Source organism: Enterobacter sp. AG326 (assembly GCF_004362415.1).
Taxonomy (GTDB): domain Bacteria; phylum Pseudomonadota; class Gammaproteobacteria; order Enterobacterales; family Enterobacteriaceae; genus Enterobacter; species Enterobacter asburiae.
The window spans coordinates 513,503-538,993 of record NZ_SNXG01000001.1 but is presented as its reverse complement, the minus strand read 5'-3'; the positions used below and the strand labels follow the sequence as shown (position 1 = coordinate 538,993).

The window sequence follows — 25,491 nt, the reverse complement described above, 5'->3', positions numbered from 1 at the left end:
GAATTAACAATGGCTCAACTGTCTCTGAAACACATTCAGAAAATCTATGATAACCAGGTCCACGTGGTTAAGGATTTCAGTCTCGAAATCGAAGACAAGGAGTTCATCGTCTTCGTTGGGCCTTCGGGCTGCGGTAAATCCACGACGCTGCGAATGATTGCCGGTCTGGAGGAGATCAGCGCGGGTGAACTGATTATTGACGGGGTGTGCATGAATGACGTGCCCGCCAAGTCTCGCGATATTGCGATGGTCTTCCAGAACTATGCGCTTTATCCGCATATGACGGTCTACGACAACATGGCGTTTGGCCTGAAGATGCAAAAAATTGCGCCTGCGGTTATCGAAGAACGCGTTAACTGGGCGGCACAAATCCTCGGTTTACGCGAGTATCTCAAGCGTAAGCCGGGCGCGCTGTCCGGCGGCCAGCGTCAGCGCGTGGCGTTAGGCAGGGCGATCGTGCGCGAGGCGGGCGTGTTCCTGATGGATGAACCGCTCTCCAACCTCGATGCCAAGCTTCGCGTGCAGATGCGGGCTGAAATCAGCAAGCTGCACCAGAAGCTCAACACCACCATGATTTACGTGACCCACGATCAGACGGAAGCCATGACCATGGCGACCCGCATCGTGATCTTAAAAGACGGCATTATTCAGCAGGTCGGTGCACCGAAGCAGGTGTACAACGAACCGGCAAACATGTTTGTCGCAGGATTTATTGGATCGCCAGCCATGAACTTTATTCGCGGCGCTATCGACGATCGCTATTTCGTCACGGAAACGCTGCGTCTGGCGATCCCGGAGGACAAGCTCGCTTCACTGAACGCCGCAGGGTATCAGCGCAAAGCAGTGGTCTTTGGGATCCGCCCGGAAGATATTCTCACGCTGCAGAGCCGAGGTGAGAATATCGCGGCGAAAGTCAGCGTAGCCGAACTGACCGGCGCGGAGTTCATGCTCTACGCCACCGTTGGCGGTCATGAGCTGGTTGTGCGCGCTGGCGCTGCTAATGATTATGCCGCTGGGGATAATATCGACATCCAGTTCGATATGAATAAGTGCCATTTCTTCGACGCTGAAACCGAAGCGGCTATTAGATAAGAAAGGTGTTCGCCGGAAATGCAAATTTCCGGTTTTTTTGTTTGTTACTTATAAAGGGAAAATTTAATGGGTACTCTACTAAGAAGTGCTGCGCTCGTGCTGTGCGCAGGGGTGAGCTGTGCACAAGCATCAGAAACAGCGAAACAGTGGGAATTTAATATTGGGGCGATGTATGAAATCGAAAACGTTGAGGGGCAGGGCGACGATAAAGATGGATTATATGAACCTTCCGTGTGGTTTAATGCAACCTGGGATGCGTGGACTATTTCGCTGGCGATGTATCAGGAGGGGCCGGTTGATTACAGCAGTATGACCCGTGGAACCTATTTCGACCGTCCTGAATTTGAATTACGCTATCGCTTTATCGGAACCGATGATTTTACTTTCGGTCTGACCGGTGGTTTCCGTAATTATGGCTACCACTTTAAAGATGAACACGGTGCCAAAGACGGCAGCGCCAATATGCAGCGCTATAAAGTTCAACCTGACTGGGATATTAAATTAACCGACGACTGGCGCTTTGGCGGCTGGTTTGCCATGTATCAGTTTGCCAACGATCTGGAGAAAACAGGTTATTCTGACAGCCGCGTTGAAACCGAAACGGGCTTTACCTGGACCATTAACGAAACCTTTGCGGCTAAAGTGAATTACTATTTAGAGCGCGGCTTCAATATGGATAGTTCACGTAATAACGGTGAGTTCTCCACTCAGGAGATTCGCGCCTATCTGCCTATTTCAATTGGTCAGACGACCTTAACGCCTTACACCCGACTGGGGCTCGATCGCTGGTCGAACTGGGACTGGCAGGACGATCCTGAGCGTGAAGGACATGATTTCAACCGCCTGGGTATGCAGTATGCCTATGACTTCAACAACGGTTTATCCATGACGCTTGAATACGCCTATGAATGGGAAAACCATGACGAGGGTAAAAACGACCGCTTCCACTATGCGGGCGTTGGGGTAAATTACGCGTTCTGACCGAGGGCACGCCAGGGGCGTTAAGCCCCTGGTTTTAGCGCAGCGAGGCCGCCAGTAAAAAGTGGGTATCAACGAGAACTTTTTGCGGTGCGGGCTGACCCGCAATACGCCTGAAAAGAAGATCGCAGCTCTCTTCCCCCAGCTTTCGGGTCGGGATATCGAAGCCGCCAGGTGCGGGCGTTAAAATGAGAGACAGCATCGGGTCACTGTATCCGGCTATCACCACCTGCTCCGGGATCATCAGGTTCAACTCATCCGCCGCGCGATAGAGGCTAAGTAACTTCATGCTGTCGGTAGCGAATACCGCATCAGGCGGCGTGGGTGAAGACAATAATTCCAGCGCCGCCGTAAGCGCACTCTCATGGGTATAACCACCATCCCTGATCCAGTCCGGGTTAAGGGCAATACGGTGCTTTTCCAGACTGGCTTTATAGCCCGCAAGACGATCGATCGAAACATGATAATCAAGCGGGGCATGCAGACAGGCAATTTTACGGCGTCCGTTTTTAATAAAGGTTTCAGTCAGCGTGGCGCTGTCATGGAAATTATCCGTGTCGACGGAATAAATATTCTGAAACTCACCTTCGACTTTGCCGATAACCACTACCGGTACGCCATACGCATCCAGCGTGGTGAAAAAGGATTCATTTGCCGGTGAACTCAGCATTATGATCCCTTTGATCATCTTCTGTTTTATTTTACTCACACATTTCAGCAGATCGTCTTCGCTGCTTTTTGACGTTTGTAAAATAACATCAAAGCCTTCTTCTTCCGCTTTTGCCGTAATGGCATGCAGGACATCGGAGAAAAAAGGATTGCCGGCAGTGGTTTTGGTTGAACGGGTCGAAATAACCATAATGGCATCGAAGCCTGAAGAGGTCAGGGCGCGGGCCAGTTTGTTGGGCTGATAATTTAATTCGTCAATCGCCTTCAGCACTTTTTCACGCGCTTCGGGAGAAATATTCGTTTGTTTATTCAGAACGCGGGAAACGGTTGATTTCGATACGCCCGCAACCCGTGCGATATCATAGATGGTGGGTGACATACACCTTACTCACTCCGGACTGACAGCAATGTCGTTCATCTTACTGGAGAGAAAACGGCAATAGCAATAAATAAGAATTGATAATCAACGATCTGCCCCCATTTATTGTATTCTGAAGCCATGCGTTCAAGGCTTCCAGGCAACGAAGGACGGCGATGAAGCGACTTAAAAACGAAATCAATTCACTGGTGAACCGTGGCGTTGACCGTCATCTGCGTCTGGCCGTGACGGGGCTGAGCCGCAGCGGTAAGACGGCGTTTATCACCGCGATGGTAAACCAGCTCCTGAACCTGCACGCCGGCGCGCGTCTGCCGCTGCTTAGCGCGGTGCGGGAAGAACGTCTGCTGGGCGTGAAGCGTGTCCCTCAGCGTGATTTTGGTATTCCACGCTTTACCTATGACGAAGGGCTGGCGCAGCTCTACGGCGATCCGCCCACGTGGCCGACGCCGACGCGAGGGGTGAGTGAAATTCGCCTCGCGCTCCGCTTTCGCTCGAATGAATCCCTGATGCGCCACTTCAAGGATACCTCCACGCTGTACCTTGAAATCGTCGATTACCCCGGTGAATGGTTGCTCGACCTGCCGATGCTGGCGCAGGATTACCTCAGCTGGTCCCGCCAGATGACGGGCTTGTTGCAGGGGCAGCGCGCCGGGTGGTCGGCCAAATGGCGACAGCTGTGCGAAGGCCTGGACCCGCTTGCACCGGCCGATGAAAATCGTCTGGCGGCCATTGCCGAAGCCTGGACGGCGTATCTGCATCAGTGCAAGCAGGAAGGGTTGCACTTCATTCAGCCGGGTCGCTTTGTCCTGCCGGGTGATTTAGCGGGCGCACCTGCGCTTCAGTTTTTCCCCTGGCCGGATGTGGATGGGGTGGGCGAGTCGAAGCTGGCGCAGGCCGACAGGCACACTAACGCCGGGATGTTGCGCGAGCGTTACAATTACTACTGTGAAAAAGTGGTCAAGGGATTCTATAAAAACCACTTTTTGCGATTTGACCGTCAGATTGTGCTGGTGGATTGTCTGCAGCCGCTCAACAGCGGGCCGCAGGCCTTCAACGATATGCGCCTTGCGCTGACGCAGCTGATGCAAAGTTTTCACTACGGGCAGCGGACGCTGTTTCGCCGTCTGTTCTCTCCGGTGATCGACAAACTGCTCTTTGCGGCCACAAAGGCCGATCACGTCACGGTCGACCAGCATGCCAATATGGTTTCGCTGCTGCAGCAGCTGGTGCAGGACGCCTGGCAAAACGCCGCCTTCGAAGGGATCGGCATGGATTGCCTTGGACTTGCGTCCGTGCAGGCGACGCAAAGCGGGCTTATCGATCTTAACGGCGAGAAAATACCGGCATTACGCGGGAACCGGCTCAGCGACGGTGAACCGCTTACCGTGTATCCGGGCGAAGTGCCTGCGCGGCTGCCGGGTCAGGCCTTCTGGCAGAACCAGGGCTTCCAGTTTGAAGCCTTCCGCCCGCAGGCAATGAGCGTCGATCGGCCATTGCCACACATCCGTCTGGATGCGGCGCTGGAGTTTTTGATAGGAGATAAATTGCGATGACGGAACCGTTAAAACCGCGCATAGACTTTACCGGAACGCTTGAGCAGGATCCTCAGGAGGCGTTTAAAACCGCGCAGACGTTCAGCGGCACGCAGGCTGATAACTTTGCCCCGGCCCTGACCGAGGAGCCGGGCGTCGAGGAAGGTCCGGCAGAGGCGGTTGTGGAAGCCGCTCTGCGTCCAAAACGCAGCCTGTGGCGCAGGATGGTTACCGCCGGGCTGGCGCTGTTTGGCGTTAGCGTGGTTGGTCAAGGCGTGCAGTGGACGATGAATGCCTGGCAAACTCAGGACTGGGTCGCGCTGGGCGGATGTGCCGCGGGCGCGCTGATTGTGGGGGCGGGCATCGGGTCGGTTACCACCGAGTGGCGTCGGCTCTGGCGTTTGCGCCAGCGCGCGCACGAGCGTGATGAAGCGCGGGATCTGCTCCACAGTCACGGCACCGGCAAAGGCCGCGCGTTCTGTGAAAAGCTGGCCAGCCAGGCCGGCATCGATCAGTCGCATCCGGCGCTTCAGCGCTGGTATGCCGCCATCCATGAAACCCAGAATGACCGGGAAGTGGTGACGCTCTATTCCCATATGGTTCAGCCGGTGCTGGATGCCCAGGCGCGGCGCGAGATCAGCCGCTCTGCGGCGGAATCCACCCTGATGATTGCCGTCAGCCCGCTGGCGCTGGTCGATATGGCCTTTATCGCCTGGCGCAATCTGCGCCTGATCAACCGTATCGCGAACCTTTACGGTATAGAGCTGGGTTATTACAGTCGGCTCAGATTGTTCAAACTTGTCCTGCTCAATATCGCGTTTGCCGGGGCGAGTGAACTGGTGCGCGAAGTTGGCATGGACTGGATGTCGCAGGATCTAGCGGCGCGTCTTTCTGCTCGTGCCGCCCAGGGTATCGGCGCGGGATTATTGACGGCGCGTTTGGGGATTAAAGCGATGGAGGTCTGCCGTCCGCTGCCGTGGATTGATGGCGATAAGCCCCGGCTGGGGGATTTCAGACGTGAGCTGATCGGCCAGTTGAAAGAGACGCTCAATAAAAAACCTGCTCCGTGAGGTTTTGTTCACTTATCGTGCTGGCTGTCAATATTTGTTGACAGCCATCTTCCGGATCGCCGTGTTCTGACATATCATTTTACTGTTATTGGCTTAAAACGGTGAATTTCCCATGCGTCTTGAAGTCTTCTGTGAAGACCGTCTCGGTCTGACCCGCGAATTACTCGATCTTCTTGTTTTACGTAGCATTGATTTACGTGGCATTGAGATCGATCCTGTCGGGCGAATTTACCTCAATTTTGCCGAAATTGAATTTAATACCTTCAGCAGCCTGATGGCGGAAATCCGCCGTATCGCTGGCGTTACGGATGTACGCACCATTCCCTGGATGCCTTCTGAGCGTGAGCACCTGGCGCTGAGCGCGCTTCTGGAAGCCATGCCAGAGCCGTTCCTCTCCCTGGATTTGAAAAGCAAAGTTGAGCGCGTTAACCACGCGAGCTGCCAGCTGTTCGCGCAGAGCCAGGAGAAGCTCAGCAATCATAACGCCGCGCAGCTGATCCCCGGCTTTAACTTCCAGCGCTGGCTGGACAGCAATCCGCAGAACACGCTTAGCGAGCATGTGGTGATTAACGGGCAGAATTTCCTGATGGAGATCACGCCGGTCTATCTGAAAGGGGAAGGGAATACCCGCGTATTGACCGGGGCAGTGATCATGCTGCGCTCGACGCTACGCATGGGTCGCCAGCTGCAAAATCTCTCCAGTCAGGATGTCGGCGCATTCAGCCAGATTATTGCCGTCAGCCCTAAAATGCGCCATGTGGTTGATCAGGCGCGCAAGCTCGCAAGCCTGACCGCACCGCTGCTGATTACCGGGGATACCGGCACCGGGAAAGACCTGCTGGCTCACGCGGTGCATCTGGCGAGCCCGCGTGCGGCCAAGCCTTATCTGGCACTTAACTGCGCCTCTATTCCGGAAGATGCCGTTGAAAGCGAGCTGTTTGGCCACGCGCCGGAAGGCAAGAAAGGGTTCTTCGAACAGGCTAACGGCGGCTCCGTGCTGCTGGACGAAATCGGCGAAATGTCGCCGCGTATGCAGGCTAAGCTGTTGCGTTTCCTGAACGACGGAACCTTCCGCCGCGTTGGTGAGGATCACGAGGTGCATGTGGACGTGCGCGTCATTTGCGCCACCCAGAAAAACCTGGTTGAACTGGTGCAAAAGGGGATCTTCCGCGAAGATCTCTATTACCGCCTTAACGTCCTGACGCTGAATATTCCCCCGCTGCGCGATTGTCCGCAGGACATCATGCCGCTAACGGAGCTGTTCGTTGCCCGCTTTGCCGACGAGCAGGGGGTGCCGCGTCCGAAGCTGTCTGCCGATCTCGGTACGGTGCTCATGCGCTACGGCTGGCCGGGCAATATTCGCCAGCTCAAAAACGCCGTTTATCGTGCGCTGACCCAGCTTGAAGGCTATGAACTGCGTCCGCAGGATATTCTGTTGCCCGATTACGACGCGGGGACGGTGTCTGTCGGCGAAGAGGCGATGGAAGGTTCGCTGGACGATATCACCAGCCGTTTTGAGCGTTCAGTGCTGACGCAGCTGTACCGCAGCTATCCCAGCACCCGCAAGCTGGCAAAACGTCTTGGCGTCTCGCATACCGCGATTGCGAACAAGCTGCGCGAGTACGGTTTGAATCATAAGAAAGGCGACGAATAACAAAAAAGCCTCTGCAAAGAGGCTTTTTACTTTACGTTTATTCCTTCGCCATCGGCGTGTTAACGATTTCTGTTTTTGTCTCTCCCTGAATCGACGCAATCCTGCTTTCCACGTCTTTCACCTGCTGCGGGCTGTGCAGCAGGGTATAGGTCAGATCAAACTGCGCGCTGGCACCGGGCTGCAGCTGCTTAACCCGCTTCTGCTCGCGTTCAATCGTAACGGGGTAGGCGTAGCTGGTGCCTGGCTCAATGCCCGTGACGTAGCCCTGCTTCAGAGTGTCGGTATTCTTCCATAAGGTCAGCACGGGCAGCTGGCGGGTATCAAACTGGATTGACGCGCCTTTATCTCCGGCTTTATTGACCACCGCCGCAAGCGTTTCGTGGTTATTGTCCGCGAGCGGTTTAATGTTAAAGACCATCTCATCAAAGCCTTTTGTCGGCCCGGCATAGGTTTGCCAGTCGTTAACCCCCGCTTTGGCGTAGTCATTGAATGGGCTCACGCTTGCCGCCGGCGCAAGGAAACGGGCGCCTTCTTCAAGGATCGGCGTGCCGAAGTTGCTGTGATAGATGATTTGGTAATCATGAGGGTAATCCGCATGGTTGGTCAGAACATCATGCAGGCTGAACTGGTTGGTTCCGGGAACGTAGCGCAGTTCGGTCATGGTTTGCAGATCCGATTTTTTAAACGTGCTCTCTTTGATCAAACCGCGAACGCGGATCTCATGCGGGGCGGCATCCGCGATTTCAACCTCGACCTGCGAAACGGGGGTATTACCGGCCCTGCCGTGCAGGGTGTAAATTTGCCCGTCCGCGGTGACCGGGTGCCCGGTCCACTCATAGCCACAGCGCACCATCATCTCGTTGAAACCATCCAGCCAGCCGAGACCGTTGCGGCTTTCAAGATTGATATATGCCGGATTAACGACCTCTTTAACGGGCGAATTCCACCCCAGTCGGGTGCCAAAGCCTTCTACATGCAGAAGGTTCATCCCGCGGGTCGGGCTCAGGGTAATCGTCAGGCCATCTTTGCTGCTAATAATGATGACCTTGCTGCCTTCCTGTTTACCACCGTGCAAGATTTTTTGCTCAATGCTGAACGTTTGGTCTTTAACTTTCAGCTCATCGCTGGAAATCTTCCAGTTTCCTTTCTCTAGGCTGCTTTCAGCGCTTGTCAGCACCCAGGTTTTGGCCGCTGCATGGCCAGAAATCAGTACCGCAAGAAGCGTAAAAGCGAATTTAATCTTCATATATTATCCTTTTTGCTGAAACGATTATTTTCTTTCGTAAGCAAATCTAATGTTTAGACAAAAAGGGAAATGTGATGCGCTTCACTGGGGATGAAAATAGGGATTTTTAACGATTATTATGCGTTATTGATCACGCTCATGTTACATATTGTCTAAGTTATTGCATGATTAATGTGACTTGTGCGCATTTGTGCTTTAACGATTCAGCTTTGGCGCAATAAAAAACCCCGCCGCGGCGAGGTTGAGAATAAGTTGTATAGAATGCTAAGTACTTATTATGCTTTCAGCACGTCCAGCGCGGCAGTGTAGTCCGGCTCGGTGGTGATTTCGTTAACCAGTTCGCTGAAGACGACGGTGTCGTTTTCATCCAGAACCAGCACGGCACGTGCTGCCAGACCTTTCAGTGGGCCTTCCGCGATGCTGACGCCGTATTTCTCGAGGAAATCTGCGCTGCGCAGGGTGGAGAGGGTAATAACGTTGCTCAGGCCTTCGGCACCGCAGAAACGGGACTGGGCAAACGGCAGGTCAGCGGAAATGCACAGCACAACGGTGTTGTCCATTTCAGTCGCCAGCTGGTTGAATTTACGCACGGATGCGGCACAAACGCCGGTATCAATGCTTGGGAAAATGTTCAGTACTTTGCGTTTGCCCGCAAACTGAGCCAGTGTGACGTCAGACAGATCTTTAGCCACCAGAGTAAAAGCCTGCGCTTTGCTGCCAGCCTGCGGAATGGAACCTGCAACAGCAACCGGGTTGCCCTGGAAATGAACGAGTTGTGACATAGATATCTTCCTGTTTACATATAGTTAACGTCGTGGCTAGTGTATGCCATCAGCGGATAACACGGCAAACCAAATTTTTCGCCTTTCCGGGCCGCAAGGAGTCAGTGATGAGAAGCGTTAAGGTCTATGAAGAAGCCTGGCCATTGCATACCCCGTTTGTGATCTCCCGCGGCAGCCGAAGTGAAGCCAGCGTGGTTGTGGTTGAAATCGAAGAAGAGGGGGTTAAAGGCGTCGGGGAATGTACGCCTTACCCGCGCTACGGAGAAAGTTCTGCGTCGGTGATGGCGCATATCATGACCCTGGTGCCTGACCTGCAAAAAGGGCTCACGCGCGAGGCGTTACAGCAGCGTTTACCCGCCGGGGCAGCGCGCAACGCCGTCGACTGCGCGCTCTGGAGCCTTGAGGCCGCTAAGCAGCAGCAATTGCTGACGTCCTTGCTGGGTGTGGCGCTGCCGGAATCCGTCGTGACGGCGCAAACGGTCGTGATTGGTGAGCCGGAGCAGATGGCCGCCAGCGCAAAAGCGCTCTTTGACGCCGGGGCCACGCTGTTAAAAGTGAAGCTCGACGATCGCCTGATCAGCGAGCGGATGGTCGCCATTCGCTCGGCGGTTCCCTCGGCCACGCTGATTGTTGACGCCAACGAGTCGTGGCATCCCGAGGGGCTTGCCGCACGATGTCAGCTGCTGGCTGACCTGGGCGTGGCGATGCTGGAACAGCCTCTGCCAGCGAAGGATGATGCGGCGCTGAAGAATTTTATCCATCCGCTGCCCGTCTGTGCGGATGAAAGCTGTCATACCCGCGAGAATTTGAGCGCGCTTAAGGGCAGCTATGAGATGGTCAATATCAAGCTCGACAAGACAGGCGGGCTGACAGAAGCGCTGGCCCTGGCGGCGGAAGCGCAGGCGCAGGGCTTTTCCCTGATGCTGGGATGCATGCTCTGCACATCACGGGCGATCGGCGCGGCGCTGCCGCTGGTCAATCAGGTCCGTTTCGCCGATCTGGACGGCCCGACATGGCTGGCGGTTGACGTTTCACCAGCGCTTAATTTTACCAGCGGCGTGCTTCATCTTTGAGGCTGCCAGCGCAGAAGCTCCATCATCGCTTTTAGGTAAATCTCGCTGGCTTCGTCGGAGGAAATCGGCGGGAATTCAGCGGTGATGCAGGGCAGGCTCAAATCGGCGCACCAGCTACCGAACGATCCGGGGGTTTCATAGCCCACGCTGGTGACGAGCGGCAGGGCGAAAGCCTGCGCCAGCCACTCGCCCAGTTCGGAGTGGCGCGGATCTTCAATGCAGGCCAGCGGATCGTGGAAGGAGACAACCCATGCGGGGTGGATCTTATGGATAAGCTGGCACAGCTCCTGCGTTTCCGGCTCGGAGCCGGGCTTGTCTCCCGTCAGCAGCACCACGTCCCGCTCCTCGGCGGAGCTGTTCCAGCGATAAACCGTTTCGCCGGCGCGCCAGTTTGCCGCCGGGAAATTACGGTTCAGGTCGATTCCCCTCGCATTCGCGCGTAAACCAAGCTGACAGCCGTCCGGATTGACGGCAAGAATCACGTGGTGACGTCGCAATGAAGGCGTCAGCGTCCGCAGCGCGCAGGAAAGCGTGACGATGGACGAGTTCTCATCTCCGTGCGTGCCGGCAATGACCAAACCGCTGTTGCGATCGGCATCGGGCGCCGGGAACCAGATCAGCGATGCGCCTAAAAATGAGCGGCCATATTGCTCAGCGCCCGGCGGAAAGGCCCCGCGCTCCGCTCGTGGTCGGGTAATTGCCATACGAAATCCTGATAAAGAAGTCTCTACTGGCAGTGTTGTGCAAAACTCGCTGTTAATCAAATAGTTTCCGTAACGCTTGAGAATTGCCTCAAATCACTATTCCTGACGAAGGTATTTGCATTTCTCTGTTTCGAAACAAATAATTACGCATCTGCTTGTTACCTGAATTTATTAAAGGGGATCTTATGAAGCATCCTGTTTCGCGTCTCTGCGCTGCACTGTACCTGTGCGGACTCTCTACACTCTCGTACGCTGCTGATGTGCCCCAGGGCACGGTACTGGCGCAAAAACAGGAGCTGGTCAGGCATATTAAAGATGAGCCTGCTTCGCTCGATCCGGCAAAAGCGGTAGGATTACCCGAGATTCAGGTGATTCGCGATCTTTTCGAAGGGCTGGTGAATCAGAACGAGAAAGGGGAGCTGGCCCCGGGCGTGGCGACGCGCTGGCAGAGCAACGATAATCGTACCTGGACGTTTACCCTGCGCGATAACGCGAAATGGTCCGACGGTACGCCCGTCACCGCGCAGGATTTTGTCTACAGCTGGCAGCGTCTGGTTGACCCGAAAACCACGTCTCCGTTTGCCTGGTTTGCGGCGCTGGCGGGAATCAACAACGCGCAGGCCATTATCGATGGCAAAGCTGCGCCAGATACCCTGGGCGTGACGGCGGTGGATGCCAGAACCTTACGCGTCCAGCTGGACAAACCGCTACCGTGGTTTAGCAATCTGACGGCAAACTTCGCCTTCTATCCGGTGCAACAAGCGAACGTTGAAAGCGGCAAAGAGTGGACGCGTCCGGGCGCCCTGGTGGGCAATGGCGCATACGTGCTGAACGACCGCGTGGTGAATGAAAAACTGGTTGTCGTGCCGAATACGCACTACTGGGACAACGCGAAAACTGTCCTGCAAAAAGTGACTTTCATTCCGATTAATCAGGAATCCTCCGCCACTAAGCGCTATCTGGCGGGGGATATTGATATCACCGAATCGTTCCCGAAAAACATGTATCAGAAGCTCCTGAAGGACATTCCGGGACAGGTGTATACGCCGCCTCAGCTCGGGACCTATTACTATGCGTTTAACACGCAAAAGGGCCCGACGGCCGATGCCCGGGTGCGTCTTGCGCTGAGCATGACTATCGATCGCCGCATTATGGCAGAAAAGGTATTAGGTACAGGCGAGAAGCCGGCCTGGCATTTCACCCCTGACGTGACGGCGGGGTTCACCCCTGAACCTTCTCCGTTCGAGCAGATGTCTCAGCAGGAGCTGAACGCTCAGGCGAAAACGTTGCTCCAGGCCGCAGGTTACGGTCCTCAGCGTCCGCTGAAGTTGACCCTGCTGTACAACACCTCGGAAAACCACCAGAAAATCGCCATTGCGGTGGCGTCCATGTGGAAGAAAAATCTCGGTGTGGACGTCAAACTGCAAAACCAGGAGTGGAAAACCTATATCGACAGCCGTAATACCGGCAATTTTGATGTGATCCGCGCGTCATGGGTAGGCGATTACAACGAGCCGTCGACCTTCCTGTCTCTGCTGACCTCAACCCACAGCGGTAATATCTCGCGTTTCAATGAACCGGCCTACGATAAAATTATCCACAAGGCAACGCTGGAAACCACGGCGAAAGCGCGTAATACAGACTACAACATGGCGGAGAAAATCCTCCTGGAGAAAGCGCCTATCGCGCCCATTTACCAGTACACCAATGGTCGTCTTATTAAGCCCTGGGTGAAAGGCTACCCCATCAATAACCCGGAAGACGTGGCGTATAGCCGGACGATGTTTATCGAGAAGCACTGATGTTTTATGAGACCTGGCGCGAGAATGCGCCAGGTCTGCAATAAGCGGTACGGCTTCATCCGCTATGCGTGGCCCGATGCCGGGTCTCTGTTATTCTAATAGAGCATTAAACTTCGCCAGCCACTGCGGATGCGCGGGCCAGGCGGGAGCCGTCACCAGGTTGCCGTCCACATGGGCCTGATCGATGCCGATAGCGGCGTAGTGTCCGCCGCTGAGACGGACTTCAGGCGCGCAGGCCGGGTAGGCGCTACAGGTTCGTCCTTTCAGGATCCCCGCGGCAGCAAGCAGCTGTGGTCCGTGGCACACCGCAGCAATCGGCTTACGCGCGGCGTCAAATGCCTGTACCAGCTTTAAGACGTCCTCATTTAACCGCAGATACTCGGGGGCTCTCCCGCCGGGGATGAGCAGCGCGTCGTAGTCCTGCTCCTTTACGGCTGAAAAATCGGCGTTGAGGGTAAAGCGGTGACCGGGCTTTTCGCTGTAGGTCTGGGCGCCGTCAAAGTCATGGATTGCCGTCATGATATAGTCGCCCTTCGGTTTGTCTGGGCAGACCGCATCCACCTGATGGCCAATCATCTGCAACGCCTGAAAAGGCACCATGGTTTCGTAATCTTCGGCGTAATCGCCAACCAGCATCAGGATCTTCTTGCTCATCTTTCCTCACCTCTATCAATAAAGATGATTAAGATATAGCCTGGCGTGGCTGAATTGCCGGAAATAAAAAAGCCCGTCAGAGCACGGGCAACATAAGCAAATGAATAAGTGATTCGTTATCAACGTTGTTGGAGGATAACGCCGCGTATTTTACGCGGCTGTAAGGGAAGCAGATACCTGACATATTCGGTAGGTGAAACAAGCGATTAAACGTGCGTTACGGTGCGTCAAAGGTCGGGTAAAGGCTATTTTCAAGAAACTCGACGAGATACCAGATCTCACCGCTAAAAATAAACCAGAAGCCAAATATAATAAGGAGTAAAATAATTAAGGTGAGTATTATTTCTGTTTTTCCCATTGCGGCTTTTACCCACCTGAAGCTAATTGATTCGAGGGGGCATTGTAGCGGGGCTTTTCCGGATACTCCAGTTTCATGCCGCAAGGACTTTATTGCGTCCGTCATTTTTAGCGCGATACAGCGCATCGTCCACACGCTTAAACAGCTCGTCAATACTCTCCCCCTGATTGTGCCGCGCCACGCCGATGCTGACGGTGAACCGCGGCAAGCCCGGAATCGTAATGCGGGCAACGGCTGCGCGGACTGACTCGGCAATCTGCATCGCGGTATCGAGAGAGGTGCGCGGCAGCAGGATAACGAACTCTTCGCCACCCCAGCGGAAGACCATATCGCCCTCCCGACTACAGGCTTCCAGCGTCCGGGAAAGGGCGATAAGCACCTCATCGCCTTTCAGATGACCGAACAGGTCATTAATGTTTTTGAAATGGTCGGTATCCACCAGCAGCAGGCTAAATTGCTGCTGCGCAGGAAGTTTATTCAGGCTGCTTTGATCGGTAATCGCGTAGAACTGCCGCCGGTTGAGTAGCCCGGTCATAGAGTCACGTAGCGCCGCATGTTCCAGCTCCTGCTCCAGCCTTTTTTGCTCGGTGATATCGTGGATGATGCACAGCATCAGCTTGTCACCGTAGATCTCAATGGGCCCGGCATACGTCTGAACGTGGCGGGTGGATCCATCGGCAAGGCGGTGAACAAAATTGAGCGGCTTATGACCACCTGGCAGCGCGGCAATCGCAGTCATAATGGGCATCACATCTCGCCCCAGCGTATTGATTTCCCAGGTATGCTTACTGCACATGTCATCATGTGAATAACCATAAAAATTGAGCGCGGCCAGATTCGCATCGACGATTTGACCGTCGCGGGCCGGATCGATTAACAGCATCGGGGCACTGTTGGTCAGAAAAAAGCGCGCATAAAAACCCTGTTTTTTCCGCCGGTAGTTAGCGGAACGGCTGGCCTTCAATCCTGAGAGTATTTGTTGGGAGATGCCCTCGAAAACAATCACATCTCCCCAGGGCGCGTAGTGGGCAAGCGAGAGGCGACAGCTTAACGGTGTATCCTGTCCATCCCGGTTCGTTGTCCAGATTTCGACGATCTCCTGCTCTGTTTTCAGTTCAGATACATACATCGACAGGACGGTTTGCGCACTGGCTGAATAGATCCCTTTGCGCAGGTCATCGAGCGTTTTATCCCCCATGATCTGCGTTGCGGACACATTCGCAAAAATGATCTTTTCCGACACGGGTGAAACGAGCCACACGGGTGTTTTAATTACATTTAACGCATCAAAACAAGGTTGCGACATAGGCGTTTCCTGTTCATCGACAACATGTGCCTGACAATCATGACAGAATTGACTCGCGTGTACTCCCTTGAAACATACTCCACTTAACCCCGTCAGGCATGATTTTTTTGAGAAATAAATGCGGGGTCCGTTTGAATTTTATTAATGGGTATAATCTGTTTGTCTGAATTTATCTGCAGCAGTAGCCACGGTACCTGTTCGGCAGGTAAGGGCCGGGAGAAAAGGTAACCCTGCAGGTAATCGCAGCCGAGATGGGTGAGAACCGCCTGCTGTTCTTCCGTCTCGATCCCTTCTGCCACCACATTCATCTCCATGGTCCGGGCGATACTGATAATGGTTTCAACCAGCTTGTAGCTTTTTTCATTTTCCAGCATCGACGTGACAAAGCTTCTGTCGATCTTAAGTTCTTTTGCCGGAAGCACGCTCAGCATCAGAAGGTTGGAATAGCCCGTACCAAAATCATCAATCGAGACGACGATCCCCGCGTGATTAAACGCATTGAGCAACTCAATGCTGCGGTCCAGATTTTTAAGCGCGGTGCTTTCCGTTACCTCAAGGATCAGCCGGGACGGAGACAAGCTATATTTTTCCAGCATCGACGAGATGATCTGGAAAATATCCGGCTGTTCAAACTGGATGGGGGATAGGTTGAGCGACAGCGTCCACTGGCTGAAACCTTGCTCAGTCCAGAAATGAAGCTGTCGGCATGCCGCTTCAATGGCCCAGTTACCTACCGGAATAATTAAACCCGTTTGCTCCAGAGAGGGGATAAACAGATTGGGCAGCACAACCCCTTGCTCGGGATGCCGCCAGCGCAGAAGGGCTTCAAAACCGTGAATGGTTTTCTCTCCCGCATGCCAGGTTGGCTGGTACCACAGTTCAAACTGATCGCGCTCAAGCGCCTGAGAAAGCTCCTGCAGGAAACCGGGTTTTGCCGGGATCGCCGTTGACATCTCGGCCCGGTAAATCGCCCAGCCGTTGCGGCCCTCTTCTTTGACGCGATGTAGGGCTGCATCAGCCTTGAGCTTCAGCTCGTGCAGCGTTTCGCCATCCTGAGGATAGAGGCTGACGCCCGCGCTGATCGTCGTGCTTAACGTATGCCCGCAGACAGACAGAGGGCGTCGCACGTCTTCGAGCAACGCGGTGACCAGGGCGTTGAGCCTGTCGTCGTCACATTCCGGCACCAGCAGGATAAAGGCGTCGCCTCCCAGCCTTGCCAGGGTCATCTCACGAGTGAGCCGGGCCGTGATGCGCTGCGCGACCGCGATCAATAGCTCATCACCGACGCTGTGGCCCCACGTATCGTTAACGCGTTTGAAGTGATCGACGTCCAGGAAAATAACCGCAAATGGCTTCTTGCTCAGCAGCGCGCTGCGCAGACAATCCTGCATGCGGAGATCCATCTGGTGGCGGTTTGCGAGCCCGGTGAGCGCGTCAAAACGCGCCTGTAGCTCAAGCTGGCGGTTGAGCTGATGCAGATTATCCGTCAGCCGGCTGGTACGCCGGTGGGAATCGATAAGTGAAATGATTAACATCACGCCGAGCAGGCAGAGCGTGGTGACCGAAACCCAGATGGATAACCCCAGCTCGCCGATCCCGCCCGGGAGGGTATGCGCCATTTCCTGAAACTGCGCGGCACTCATGCCGGTATAATGCATCGCACAAATGGCGGCACCCATGACGAAGGCCGCGAGAATGCGATTGATAAAGACGCCTTTGTGTTTATCCCGCAGACGGAAAGCCAGCCACAGCGCCGTGCCGGAGGCAACAACAGCAATAACCACGGACAACCCCACAATGCGGCGATCCCAGATGATGCTGCCATCCAGCATCAGGGCCGCCATACCGATGTAGTGCATAGACACCACGCCAGCGCTCAGGATCGCCGTAGCAAAGATCAGCCGGAAGGGAGAAAGTTTTTTGCCCGCGACGGCAATATTAAGTGCCGTGGCCGATGCAATCACCGCGACGCCCAGTGAAGCAAGGGTTAACCAGAGGTCGTAGCTCATCATCATGGGCATTTGCATCGACAGCATGCCGATAAAGTGCATTGACCAAATGCCAATGCCCAGCGTAACTCCACCGGCAATGCGCCAGAAGAGGGCAGCCTTTCGGCTGGAGAGGGGAATCTTTCCGGCGCTGTCCAGCGCCACAAAGGAGGCGATAAACGCCACCAGATAAGAGATAGCGATTAACACAGGGTCCCACGATATATTGAGCATTATGCAGTCCCACGCCTGAGAGGGTCACCGATTTCGCCTGCCGGGTACATCTTTATTGGGCAACGAACATGCGCATTCAAACCATATTAGTTATTTATCGTGAAAAATGACCAGTCATATTAATACTCTAAAACTTATTAAGAATATAAAATATATTCTCTTGTTAATATATTAAGCATTGCTAAACAAGAACGAATAACTGTAGCAAAGCTCCTTAAATATGAGGGCGATCGTATCGTCTCACCGCGGGCGATACTATCGCTTAAGATGGCGGGAAACCAGTATCACAGCATGCTGAGCAGAACATTTTCACTAATACGCTTTTTTTATCTGACTTAAGACAAATCTCAGGATGCTAACGGCGAAACAAAAAACAAGCGTTGTTTGCGATGAAAAACTTCCGGGCCAATGCTATAAGTCTAAGTGCCGACCAAAATATAAAACGTGGGTATTATCATGCTAAAAAATATTAGTGTCAGGACCTTTATTATCGGGTTCCTTTTCTCTCTTTTTTTGGTAAGTGCGGGTGTCGTTGTTCTATTTTCCAGCAATACGTCTCTCTTTATTTCGCTTAATGTCATCAATTTCGTTGCGCTATTTTTGCTCTGGGTCTATATGACGAAGTATCTTGTGACGCCGATCAATACGGTGAAGAGAAGTATTGAGGAGGTGACCGCAGGTAACCTTGGCGTATCTATCCCTGAGTTTGGCAATAACTGTGCGGGCCGACTCATCCCCGGGATAAATAGCCTTTCCGGCAATATTGCGACGCTGGTGCGTGAGATCAGGGCGTCATCGCAAACCGCCATGACCTTATCGGATCAGCTCTCAGCACGTAGCGCTCAGCTATCGGTGAAAACCGAACAGCAGTCTGCGTCTTTGGTGCAAACCGCCGCCAGCATGGAGCAAATGGCCGCGAGCACCAAAAACAATGCCGATAACACCCGCCTGGCGAGCGAGCAGGCAAATGTGGCGACGTTACAGGCGCGCAAGGGCGGTGAGCTCATGGGGCAGGTCGCCAGCAATATGCAGTCTATTACCGAATGCGCGCAGCAGATGACGGAGATTATTTCGCTCATTGACGGCATTGCGTTCCAGACGAATATCCTGGCGCTCAACGCGGCCGTTGAGGCGGCAAGGGCGGGCGATCATGGAAAGGGGTTTTCTGTGGTCGCGGAAGAGGTAAGAAACCTGGCACACCGCAGCGCAGAGGCCGCGAAGAATATCAAAACGCTGATTGAAGTCACTAGCAGTAACGTCACGCAGGGAGCCAGCGTTGTGTCACAGGCAGAGAAAAACATGCATGAAATCGTGACGGGGTCGGGGAATGTCAGCCGCTTAATGGACGACATTTCCGCGTCAACCTCAGAGCAGGAGAAAGGCATTTCTCAGATTACGCTGGCGCTATCGGAGCTGGAGCGGGTTACGCAAAGCAACGTGGCAATGGCAGAGGAACTCAACGGTTCGTCTGATGTACTGCGTAATCAGGTGATTGAGCTGCAGACCCGAACGCGTAATTTCAGGCTCGATCCGGGTTCCTCTTCCTTATCATCTACCGGCTCGCCATCCTTCCTTCAGCGGCCAGAGCACTCGCTCTGACTGCACCTCAAAGCCTGGGATGCCAGGCTTTTTTTACGCCTCTGGCCAGTATGTATAATTCCTGAGCGATTTCAGCGCGATGGGATACATAGTTGTTGCTTAACACCTGATGAAAGCTAGACTGACACCGAAGAGCTAAAAAGGTGGAGGCGCTGTGGAAAGCATTAAAGGATCTGAACTTAACGTTCCAGACGCAGTTTTTGCGTGGGTGCTGGACGGTCGCGGCGGTGCGCGACCGCTGGAAGATAATGATGTGATCGATAGTGCGCATCCCTGCTGGCTACATCTGAACTACACCCACCCGGACAGCGCTGACTGGCTGGCCTCGACTCCGCTCTTGCCCAATAACGTGCGCGATGCGCTGGCGGGTGAAAGCCTGCGGCCCCGCGTGAGCCGAATGGGTGACGGGACGCTAATCACCCTGCGCTGCATTAACGGCAGCACGGATGAACGCCCGGATCAGCTCGTTGCGATGCGTGTCTACATGGATGATGGGCTCATTGTGTCGACCCGGCAGCGAAAAGTTCTGGCGCTGGATGACATCGTCAACGATCTGAAAGAAGGCACCGGGCCGGTCGACTGCGGCAGCTGGCTGGTGGACGTCTGCGACGCCCTTACCGATCATGCGAGTGAATTTATTGAAGAGTTGCACGACAAAATCATCGACCTGGAAGATAACCTGCTCGATCAGCAGATCCCGCCGCGCGGTTTTCTGGCACTGTTGCGTAAGCAGTTGATTGTGATGCGCCGCTACATGACGCCGCAGCGCGACGTTTACGCGCGTCTTGCCAGCGAAAGGCTCGCCTGGATGAATGACGATCAGCGGCGCAGAATGCAGGATATTGCCGACAGGCTGGGGCGCGGGCTGGACGAGATTGATTCCTGTATTGCCAGAACGGCGGTGATGGCGGACGAAATCGCGCAGGTGATGCAGGAGTCTCTGGCGAGAAGAACCTATACGATGTCCCTGATGGCGATGGTGTTTTTACCCAGCACGTTTCTTACCGGGCTATTTGGCGTGAACCTGGGGGGAATTCCGGGTGGCGCTTATCGCTACGGCTTTACCGCGTTTTGCGTGATGTTAGTTGTTTTGATTGGTGGTGTTGCATGGTGGTTGCATCGTAGTAAATGGCTGTAAATTTACGCTTTTTTCAGCTTTTCACGGGATCAAAACGCTCTTTTAATTGAGCGAAGTCAATAAACATCTACCCCGTAAGGTGCAATATTACTCCCGCAGGTGAATGCAACGTCAAGCGATGGGCGTTGCGCTCCATATTGTCTTACTTCCTTTTTTGAATTACTGCATAGCACAATTGATTCGTACGACGCCGACTTCATAGTCGGCTTTTTTTTGCCTCCTGATTCTCAGCGTCTACCTTAAAAGGGACGAAAGCAAATTCTGGAGGGAATGATGAGCATCCTGAACGCTCTGCTACTGCAACAATCGCGTCAATCCGATCCTATCCCCAGCGATCCGGTGCCAATGCCCGATCCCATTCCGCGCCCGCAGCCGATGCCCGACCCGCCGCCAGATGAAGAACCGATTAAATTGTCGCATCGGACCGCGAGATCTGCGAGGATACGCGCCATCTGACCGCAAAGATGACCACGAGAGACTACTGTGACCGCTTTTTCTACCCTGAATGTTCTGCCCGCCGCCCAACTCGATAACCTCAACGAGTTGGGTTACCTCACGATGACGCCTGTTCAGGCGGCCGCGTTGCCCGCCATCCTTGAGGGCCGTGACGTGCGCGTGCAGGCGAAAACGGGCAGCGGGAAAACGGCGGCATTTGGCCTTGGCCTGTTGCAGCATATCGATGCGGCGCTTTTTCAGACCCAGTCTCTGGTGCTGTGCCCGACCCGCGAACTGGCAGACCAGGTCGCGGGTGAACTGCGTCGCCTGGCGCGTTTCCTGCCAAACACCAAGATTTTAACCCTCTGCGGCGGACAGCCGTTCGGCGCGCAGCGTGATTCACTCCAGCATGCGCCGCACATTATTGTCGCAACGCCCGGCCGCCTGCTGGATCACCTGCAAAAAGGCACCGTCTCGCTGGATGCGTTACAAACGCTGGTGATGGATGAGGCAGACAGGATGCTGGATATGGGCTTCAGCGATGCGATTGACGAGGTGATCCGTTTCGCCCCGGCCGATCGTCAGACGCTGCTGTTCTCCGCGACCTGGCCGGAGGCCATCGCCGCCATCAGCGGGCGCGTGCAGAAAAATCCGCTCACCATTGAAATCGACAGCGTAGATGCGCTGCCCGCTATCGAGCAGCAGTTCTTTGAAACCTCGCAGCAGGGAAAAATTTCGCTACTGCAGAAATTGCTGAGCCAGCATCAGCCTGCGTCCTGCGTGGTGTTCTGTAATACCAAAAAAGACTGTCAGTCGGTCTGTGATGCCCTGAATGCCGCCGGCCAGAGCGCATTGTCTCTGCATGGCGATCTGGAACAGCGCGATCGCGATCAGACGCTGGTCCGCTTCGCTAACGGCAGCGCCCGCGTTCTTGTCGCAACCGACGTCGCTGCGCGCGGTCTGGACATTAAATCCCTTGAGCTGGTGGTGAACTTTGAGCTGGCGTGGGCCCCTGAAGTGCACGTGCACCGTATTGGTCGTACCGCGCGCGCGGGAAACAGCGGTCTGGCGATCAGCTTCTGCGCACCGGAAGAGGCGCAGCGCGCCAACATTCTTTCTGAGATGCTGCAGATTAAGCTGAACTGGATGAATACACCGGCCAGCGTCAGCCTTGTGCCGCTGGAGGCTGAAATGGCGACGCTGTGCATTGATGGCGGTAAAAAAGCCAAGATGCGTCCAGGTGACGTATTAGGGGCGCTGACCGGGGATGTGGGTCTGGACGGGGCGGATATCGGCAAGATTGCGGTCCATCCGGCGCATGTCTACGTAGCGGTTCGCCAGGCGGTTGCCCATAAGGCATGGAAGCAGCTGCAAAACGGGAAAATTAAGGGTAAAACCTGTCGCGTACGTCTGCTGAAATAAAGAATGAAGCGTCTCAGAAGGTGTTTCTGAGACGCTAATCGCTTACTTCACTTCAAGCACGTTCAGACGCAGCTCTTCAAACTGATTGTCATCTTCTTCCGGCTGCCAGCCCGCTGGCTGCATGGGAATATCTTCCCGATCAAACGCCAGGTCCCCGCCGTTCACAACTTCTGACTCGTGATTGATGCCTTTAAAGTCGAACAGCTCCACATCCGCGAGATGGGAAGGGACGACGTTCTGCATCGCGCTGAACATGGTTTCGATACGACCCGGATAACGCTTATCCCAGTCGCGCAGCATGTCGCCAATTACCTGACGCTGCAGGTTCGGCTGAGAGCCGCACAGGTTACATGGAATGATCGGGAAACCTTTAGCCTGAGAAAAACGCTCAATGTCTTTTTCGCGGCAGTAGGCGAGAGGGCGGATCACAATGTGCTTGCCGTCATCACTCATCAGTTTAGGCGGCATGCCTTTCATCTTGCCGCCGTAGAACATATTGAGGAACAGCGTTTGCAGGATATCGTCGCGGTGATGGCCCAGCGCAATTTTGGTCGCGCCCAGCTCCGTCGCGGTACGATACAAAATGCCGCGGCGCAGGCGAGAGCAGAGTGAGCAGGTGGTTTTCCCTTCAGGGATTTTCTCTTTCACAATGCCGTAGGTATTTTCTTCGACGATTTTATACTCAACGCCCAGCTTTTCGAGGTATTCCGGCAGAATATGCTCCGGGAAACCCGGCTGTTTCTGGTCAAGGTTGACCGCCACCAGAGAAAATTTCACCGGTGCGCTTTGCTGAAGATTACGCAGGATCTCCAGCATGGTATAGCTGTCTTTACCCCCCGACAGGCAGACCATGATGCGGTCACCTTCTTCAATCATGTTGAAGTCTGCAATGGCTTCGCCCACGTTACGGCGCAGTCGCTTTTGCAGTTTGTTGAGGTTGTATTGCTCTTTTTTGTTAATCTCTTGATTCTCTTGCATTTAGTACTACCTTCGGAGCCAGCAGGGGCAAACATTGTATGCCGCGTATGGTACGGATTCCGGCGGCGAATGCCAGCACGTTTTACAGCGGGGTTATAACTGGTGCAGCAACGCCGTTAGCGTGCGTTGAGATTTCAGGACCTCATATAGCATTTTACTCGTGGTAGTTTTCCATATTTGTTATATGACCGCAGGGAACTTATGTGGCATAAGAGCGTTAAATGAACATAAAAAGGAATGACTTAATGTCGCTTTATGACCTAAAAACCGAAGCACTTGCCTTACCGGAGACCTGGCACTCTCGTGTATTGGGCCGCATTGGAACTGCAAATCTTAAAGTTTTACGAATGGATGAACGCTCAGTGATTGAAGAGGTACATGAGTATGACGAGGGGTTACTGGTCATTGATGGACGTCTGGAGCTGGGCGTGACGGGTAAAAAAATCTCTGTAACGGCTGGGCAGCTCTATATCGCTAAAGCTGGCACTCCCCATACTGTAGAAACAGGCAGTTTTGGTACACTGGTTATCATTGATTTACCAGAAACGGAAGTGGCCTCGCTTTAAGCGGCTTGCGATAAGGTCACAGATTGTCAGGATTGTTCGACGTGCTGATCCAAACTTTAATCAAACTCAACGTTATCAACCCCATCACAACGGCAACAGTGGTTACTACAATATAAGATGTCATAAAATAATCTTTTCTGGTAAGGGTCTTCATTTGACTCATTTCTTTTGCATTAGTTCCCGCAAAGAGCCAGATTTTAATGAAAAGAAGTGTCGAGTTTTAGTCTGTGTTGTGTAAATAAAAGTTGGGCGGTTTAGGATTACAGGTTCTATAAAATCACCTGCATTTAGCAGGCTTTAATAGCAAGACGTTTTTATTATTTTAATTCAAAAGATAAAGCCTAAAGATGTTCGCTAAAAATATTGGCGATTTTTACTGAGGTTTTATCTTTCCATTTGTGAAGTGGCTGAGATTTTTCCGGAAACGCACATCACAAATGGTTTTTTGCGGCATCGAGTATCTTCTGAGAGGTGAGTTCTCTATCAGAGGCAACGTAAACAAAGCTGCGATCGCCGGTTAAGGACGGGAAACCGGCAGACATAATCTGAAGGTATATTTCTTCTCCATCCGGATACTCCTGCCTTACGGACGTAACGCTTTGTTGTACCGTGACAACTTTACCAGGCTTCCCATTGAAAAAAACGATGACATTCTTCATAAACCACCCTGTGTTTTTTTAGGAACATTCGAAAACTAAAGCAAGCATTTTTTAGCTTTAACGTGTATGGTGGCAGTCCGTAAAATCAGGAGATGCCTATGTCTGGACGTAAAAATACACAATCCCATCGAAATCATTTAGTCAAATGTTCATGCCCAAGTTGCTCTAAAGATTCAGAGCATAGTTTTAATCGCGTGCAAAAGGGCGCTCAACTTGTCTGCCCGTACTGCCACGTTTTGTTTAAATCTACTCAACGATTCTAAACCAAAGTAGTTGACAAAATGAGTTAGCTTTGAGTTTTAGACCATTCATGCAGCAGTTCTGCACTTCATCACATTGGTTAGCGTACTCGTTAAGAAAATATGCTGACTGTTGCTATCAATAACAGTCATATAATCCAGGGCCCGTTTACTCAGGAAACCTTGTTGGTAATCACGGGCCATGGATAATATTATCTATCCAGAAGAATGACATTTGCAGCAGCAGGGCCTTTATCGCCGCTTAGAATCGCAAATTCGACTTTCTGGCCTTCAAATAGTGTATTAAAACTTTCTCCCTGCAGGGCAGAGAAATGAACAGAAACATCTTTACTGCCATCAAGGGGAGAGATAAAGCCAAAGCCTTTATCTTCATTAAACCACTTAACCAGACCTTGAATGCGTGAAGACATAAATACTCCTTTAAAGACTCTTTAAATGATAAGAAATGACTAAAACGTATGGACTCAAAAGGAGGGGATATCAGCGATAGCGCCTGGTTATGAGGACTGCGTGGTAAAATATTGTATTCGGTATTGCATCGAGCCAACTAAATCATTAAGGCACGGACTGAGTTGATAAGCAAATGTTATTTTAGCCATCCGGATGGCTTACGTGGCGCGTTTCCGGTCACGTTGAATCTGGTGTCAATTCTCGATAAAAAGTCGCCGGCTTGATGTTCGCCTTTGCGAGTCCGGGGCTGGAAAAAGGGTTACGCGCATTGACCTTGGGAATATATTTTGATTAGGCTATGTATGTTCAGCACCACGCTTTTTCTTAAAATTTTATCCCATTGGAAGGGTTTAACGTGTTCAAGCTTAGTTTATCTCTACTGGCCATTTTCCTGCTGTCAGGCTGTAGCTCCGATTTGGTTCTCAGTCCACCTAAACAACCCGAATACAAGTCAATGCCTGAA

General features: G+C 53.3%; 24 protein-coding genes. 13 read left to right on the top strand and 11 right to left on the bottom strand.

What is annotated here, in order from left to right; translation table 11 throughout:
* Positions 1–9 precede the first annotated feature (9 nt).
* The gene (locus DFO52_RS02520) at positions 10–1,092 is read left to right on the top strand and encodes an ABC transporter ATP-binding protein (protein WP_029740498.1); all 1,083 of its coding nucleotides are present in this window, start codon (positions 10–12) and stop codon (positions 1,090–1,092) included.
* Positions 1,093–1,158: 66 nt separating this feature from the next.
* Positions 1,159–2,073: an OmpG family monomeric porin gene (locus DFO52_RS02515; protein ID WP_121931726.1), complete on the top strand. Its 915-nt coding sequence runs from the start codon at positions 1,159–1,161 to the stop codon at positions 2,071–2,073.
* Between the two features lie 34 nt (positions 2,074–2,107).
* Here the strand turns inward: DFO52_RS02515 and DFO52_RS02510 are convergent, their stop codons facing one another.
* Complete coding sequence (locus tag DFO52_RS02510; RefSeq protein WP_133549196.1) at positions 2,108–3,118, bottom strand: LacI family DNA-binding transcriptional regulator; 1,011 nt, start codon at positions 3,116–3,118, stop codon at positions 2,108–2,110.
* A gap of 155 nt (positions 3,119–3,273) precedes the next feature.
* On the opposite strand from DFO52_RS02510, the gene DFO52_RS02505 reads away from it, so the two are divergent.
* From DFO52_RS02505 to tyrR, 3 genes are all read left to right on the top strand, one after another.
* Positions 3,274–4,671: a YcjX family protein gene (locus DFO52_RS02505; RefSeq protein WP_023312030.1), complete on the top strand. Its 1,398-nt coding sequence runs from the start codon at positions 3,274–3,276 to the stop codon at positions 4,669–4,671.
* The gene (locus DFO52_RS02500) at positions 4,668–5,720 is read left to right on the top strand and encodes a YcjF family protein (protein WP_047647585.1); all 1,053 of its coding nucleotides are present in this window, start codon (positions 4,668–4,670) and stop codon (positions 5,718–5,720) included. The genes DFO52_RS02505 and DFO52_RS02500 overlap by 4 nt, the downstream gene beginning before the upstream one ends.
* Positions 5,721–5,832: 112 nt before the next feature.
* Positions 5,833–7,374 (top strand): transcriptional regulator TyrR, encoded by a 1,542-nt coding sequence (tyrR, locus tag DFO52_RS02495; RefSeq protein ID WP_023312028.1) that lies wholly within the window; start codon positions 5,833–5,835, stop codon positions 7,372–7,374.
* Between the two features lie 37 nt (positions 7,375–7,411).
* Here the strand turns inward: tyrR and DFO52_RS02490 are convergent, their stop codons facing one another.
* Together DFO52_RS02490 and tpx are read right to left on the bottom strand one after the other, a co-directional pair.
* Entirely contained in the window at positions 7,412–8,620 is a 1,209-nt protein-coding gene (locus tag DFO52_RS02490; protein WP_133549194.1) for an aldose 1-epimerase family protein, read from the bottom strand.
* A gap of 275 nt (positions 8,621–8,895) precedes the next feature.
* A complete protein-coding gene (gene tpx, locus DFO52_RS02485) occupies positions 8,896–9,402 on the bottom strand; it encodes a thiol peroxidase (protein ID WP_023335907.1) in 507 nt (168 codons plus the stop codon).
* Between the two features lie 107 nt (positions 9,403–9,509).
* Here tpx and ycjG point away from each other — a divergent pair, with 107 nt between their 5' ends.
* On the top strand, positions 9,510–10,475 hold the full coding sequence (ycjG, locus tag DFO52_RS02480; RefSeq protein ID WP_133549192.1) for an L-Ala-D/L-Glu epimerase: 966 nt from the start codon (positions 9,510–9,512) through the stop codon (positions 10,473–10,475).
* On the opposite strand, the gene mpaA is transcribed toward ycjG, so the two are convergent.
* Complete coding sequence (gene mpaA / locus DFO52_RS02475; protein WP_133549190.1) at positions 10,466–11,179, bottom strand: murein tripeptide amidase MpaA; 714 nt, start codon at positions 11,177–11,179, stop codon at positions 10,466–10,468. The two genes, ycjG and mpaA, sit on opposite strands and share 10 nt — an antisense overlap.
* A gap of 185 nt (positions 11,180–11,364) precedes the next feature.
* Between mpaA and DFO52_RS02470 the strand changes: the two genes are divergently transcribed.
* Complete coding sequence (locus tag DFO52_RS02470) at positions 11,365–12,981, top strand: peptide ABC transporter substrate-binding protein (RefSeq protein ID WP_133549188.1); 1,617 nt, start codon at positions 11,365–11,367, stop codon at positions 12,979–12,981.
* Positions 12,982–13,071: 90 nt separating this feature from the next.
* Here the strand turns inward: DFO52_RS02470 and DFO52_RS02465 are convergent, their stop codons facing one another.
* The 4 genes from DFO52_RS02465 to DFO52_RS02450 all read right to left on the bottom strand — a co-directional run bounded on the left by DFO52_RS02465 (position 13,072) and on the right by DFO52_RS02450 (position 17,521).
* Positions 13,072–13,635, bottom strand: a complete 564-nt coding sequence (locus tag DFO52_RS02465) for a DJ-1/PfpI family protein (RefSeq protein ID WP_033145709.1) — start codon at positions 13,633–13,635, stop codon at positions 13,072–13,074.
* Between the two features lie 217 nt (positions 13,636–13,852).
* Entirely contained in the window at positions 13,853–13,993 is a 141-nt protein-coding gene (locus tag DFO52_RS23070; RefSeq protein ID WP_021240268.1) for an Ecr family regulatory small membrane protein, read from the bottom strand.
* A 73-nt stretch (positions 13,994–14,066) separates the two neighbouring features.
* Positions 14,067–15,299 carry a sensor domain-containing diguanylate cyclase gene (locus tag DFO52_RS02455; protein WP_059346850.1) on the bottom strand — a complete coding sequence of 411 codons (1,233 nt, stop codon included), beginning with the start codon at positions 15,297–15,299 and terminating at the stop codon, positions 14,067–14,069.
* 92 nt (positions 15,300–15,391) lie between these two features.
* Positions 15,392–17,521, bottom strand: coding sequence for a bifunctional diguanylate cyclase/phosphodiesterase (locus DFO52_RS02450; RefSeq protein WP_133549185.1), 2,130 nt, complete (start codon positions 17,519–17,521; stop codon positions 15,392–15,394).
* Between the two features lie 456 nt (positions 17,522–17,977).
* On the opposite strand from DFO52_RS02450, the gene DFO52_RS02445 reads away from it, so the two are divergent.
* From DFO52_RS02445 to dbpA, 4 genes are all read left to right on the top strand, one after another.
* On the top strand, positions 17,978–19,120 hold the full coding sequence (locus tag DFO52_RS02445; protein WP_121931719.1) for a methyl-accepting chemotaxis protein: 1,143 nt from the start codon (positions 17,978–17,980) through the stop codon (positions 19,118–19,120).
* A 154-nt stretch (positions 19,121–19,274) separates the two neighbouring features.
* Entirely contained in the window at positions 19,275–20,258 is a 984-nt protein-coding gene (zntB, locus tag DFO52_RS02440) for a zinc transporter ZntB (RefSeq protein ID WP_023335899.1), read from the top strand.
* Between the two features lie 282 nt (positions 20,259–20,540).
* Positions 20,541–20,714: a hypothetical protein gene (locus DFO52_RS23230; RefSeq protein WP_316326207.1), complete on the top strand. Its 174-nt coding sequence runs from the start codon at positions 20,541–20,543 to the stop codon at positions 20,712–20,714.
* A gap of 27 nt (positions 20,715–20,741) precedes the next feature.
* On the top strand, positions 20,742–22,115 hold the full coding sequence (gene dbpA / locus DFO52_RS02430) for an ATP-dependent RNA helicase DbpA (protein WP_133549183.1): 1,374 nt from the start codon (positions 20,742–20,744) through the stop codon (positions 22,113–22,115).
* Between the two features lie 42 nt (positions 22,116–22,157).
* On the opposite strand, the gene ttcA is transcribed toward dbpA, so the two are convergent.
* The gene (gene ttcA, locus DFO52_RS02425) at positions 22,158–23,093 is read right to left on the bottom strand and encodes a tRNA 2-thiocytidine(32) synthetase TtcA (protein WP_023312015.1); all 936 of its coding nucleotides are present in this window, start codon (positions 23,091–23,093) and stop codon (positions 22,158–22,160) included.
* Between the two features lie 245 nt (positions 23,094–23,338).
* Between ttcA and DFO52_RS02420 the strand changes: the two genes are divergently transcribed.
* Entirely contained in the window at positions 23,339–23,659 is a 321-nt protein-coding gene (locus DFO52_RS02420; RefSeq protein WP_059346846.1) for a cupin domain-containing protein, read from the top strand.
* Between the two features lie 431 nt (positions 23,660–24,090).
* On the opposite strand, the gene DFO52_RS02415 is transcribed toward DFO52_RS02420, so the two are convergent.
* Positions 24,091–24,318 (bottom strand): hypothetical protein, encoded by a 228-nt coding sequence (locus tag DFO52_RS02415; RefSeq protein WP_047647595.1) that lies wholly within the window; start codon positions 24,316–24,318, stop codon positions 24,091–24,093.
* A gap of 92 nt (positions 24,319–24,410) precedes the next feature.
* Between DFO52_RS02415 and DFO52_RS23225 the strand changes: the two genes are divergently transcribed.
* On the top strand, positions 24,411–24,581 hold the full coding sequence (locus tag DFO52_RS23225) for a YnfU family zinc-binding protein (RefSeq protein WP_310886296.1): 171 nt from the start codon (positions 24,411–24,413) through the stop codon (positions 24,579–24,581).
* 188 nt (positions 24,582–24,769) lie between these two features.
* On the opposite strand, the gene DFO52_RS02410 is transcribed toward DFO52_RS23225, so the two are convergent.
* Positions 24,770–24,988, bottom strand: coding sequence for a cold shock domain-containing protein (locus DFO52_RS02410; RefSeq protein WP_047647596.1), 219 nt, complete (start codon positions 24,986–24,988; stop codon positions 24,770–24,772).
* Between the last annotated feature and the right edge of the window lie 503 nt (positions 24,989–25,491).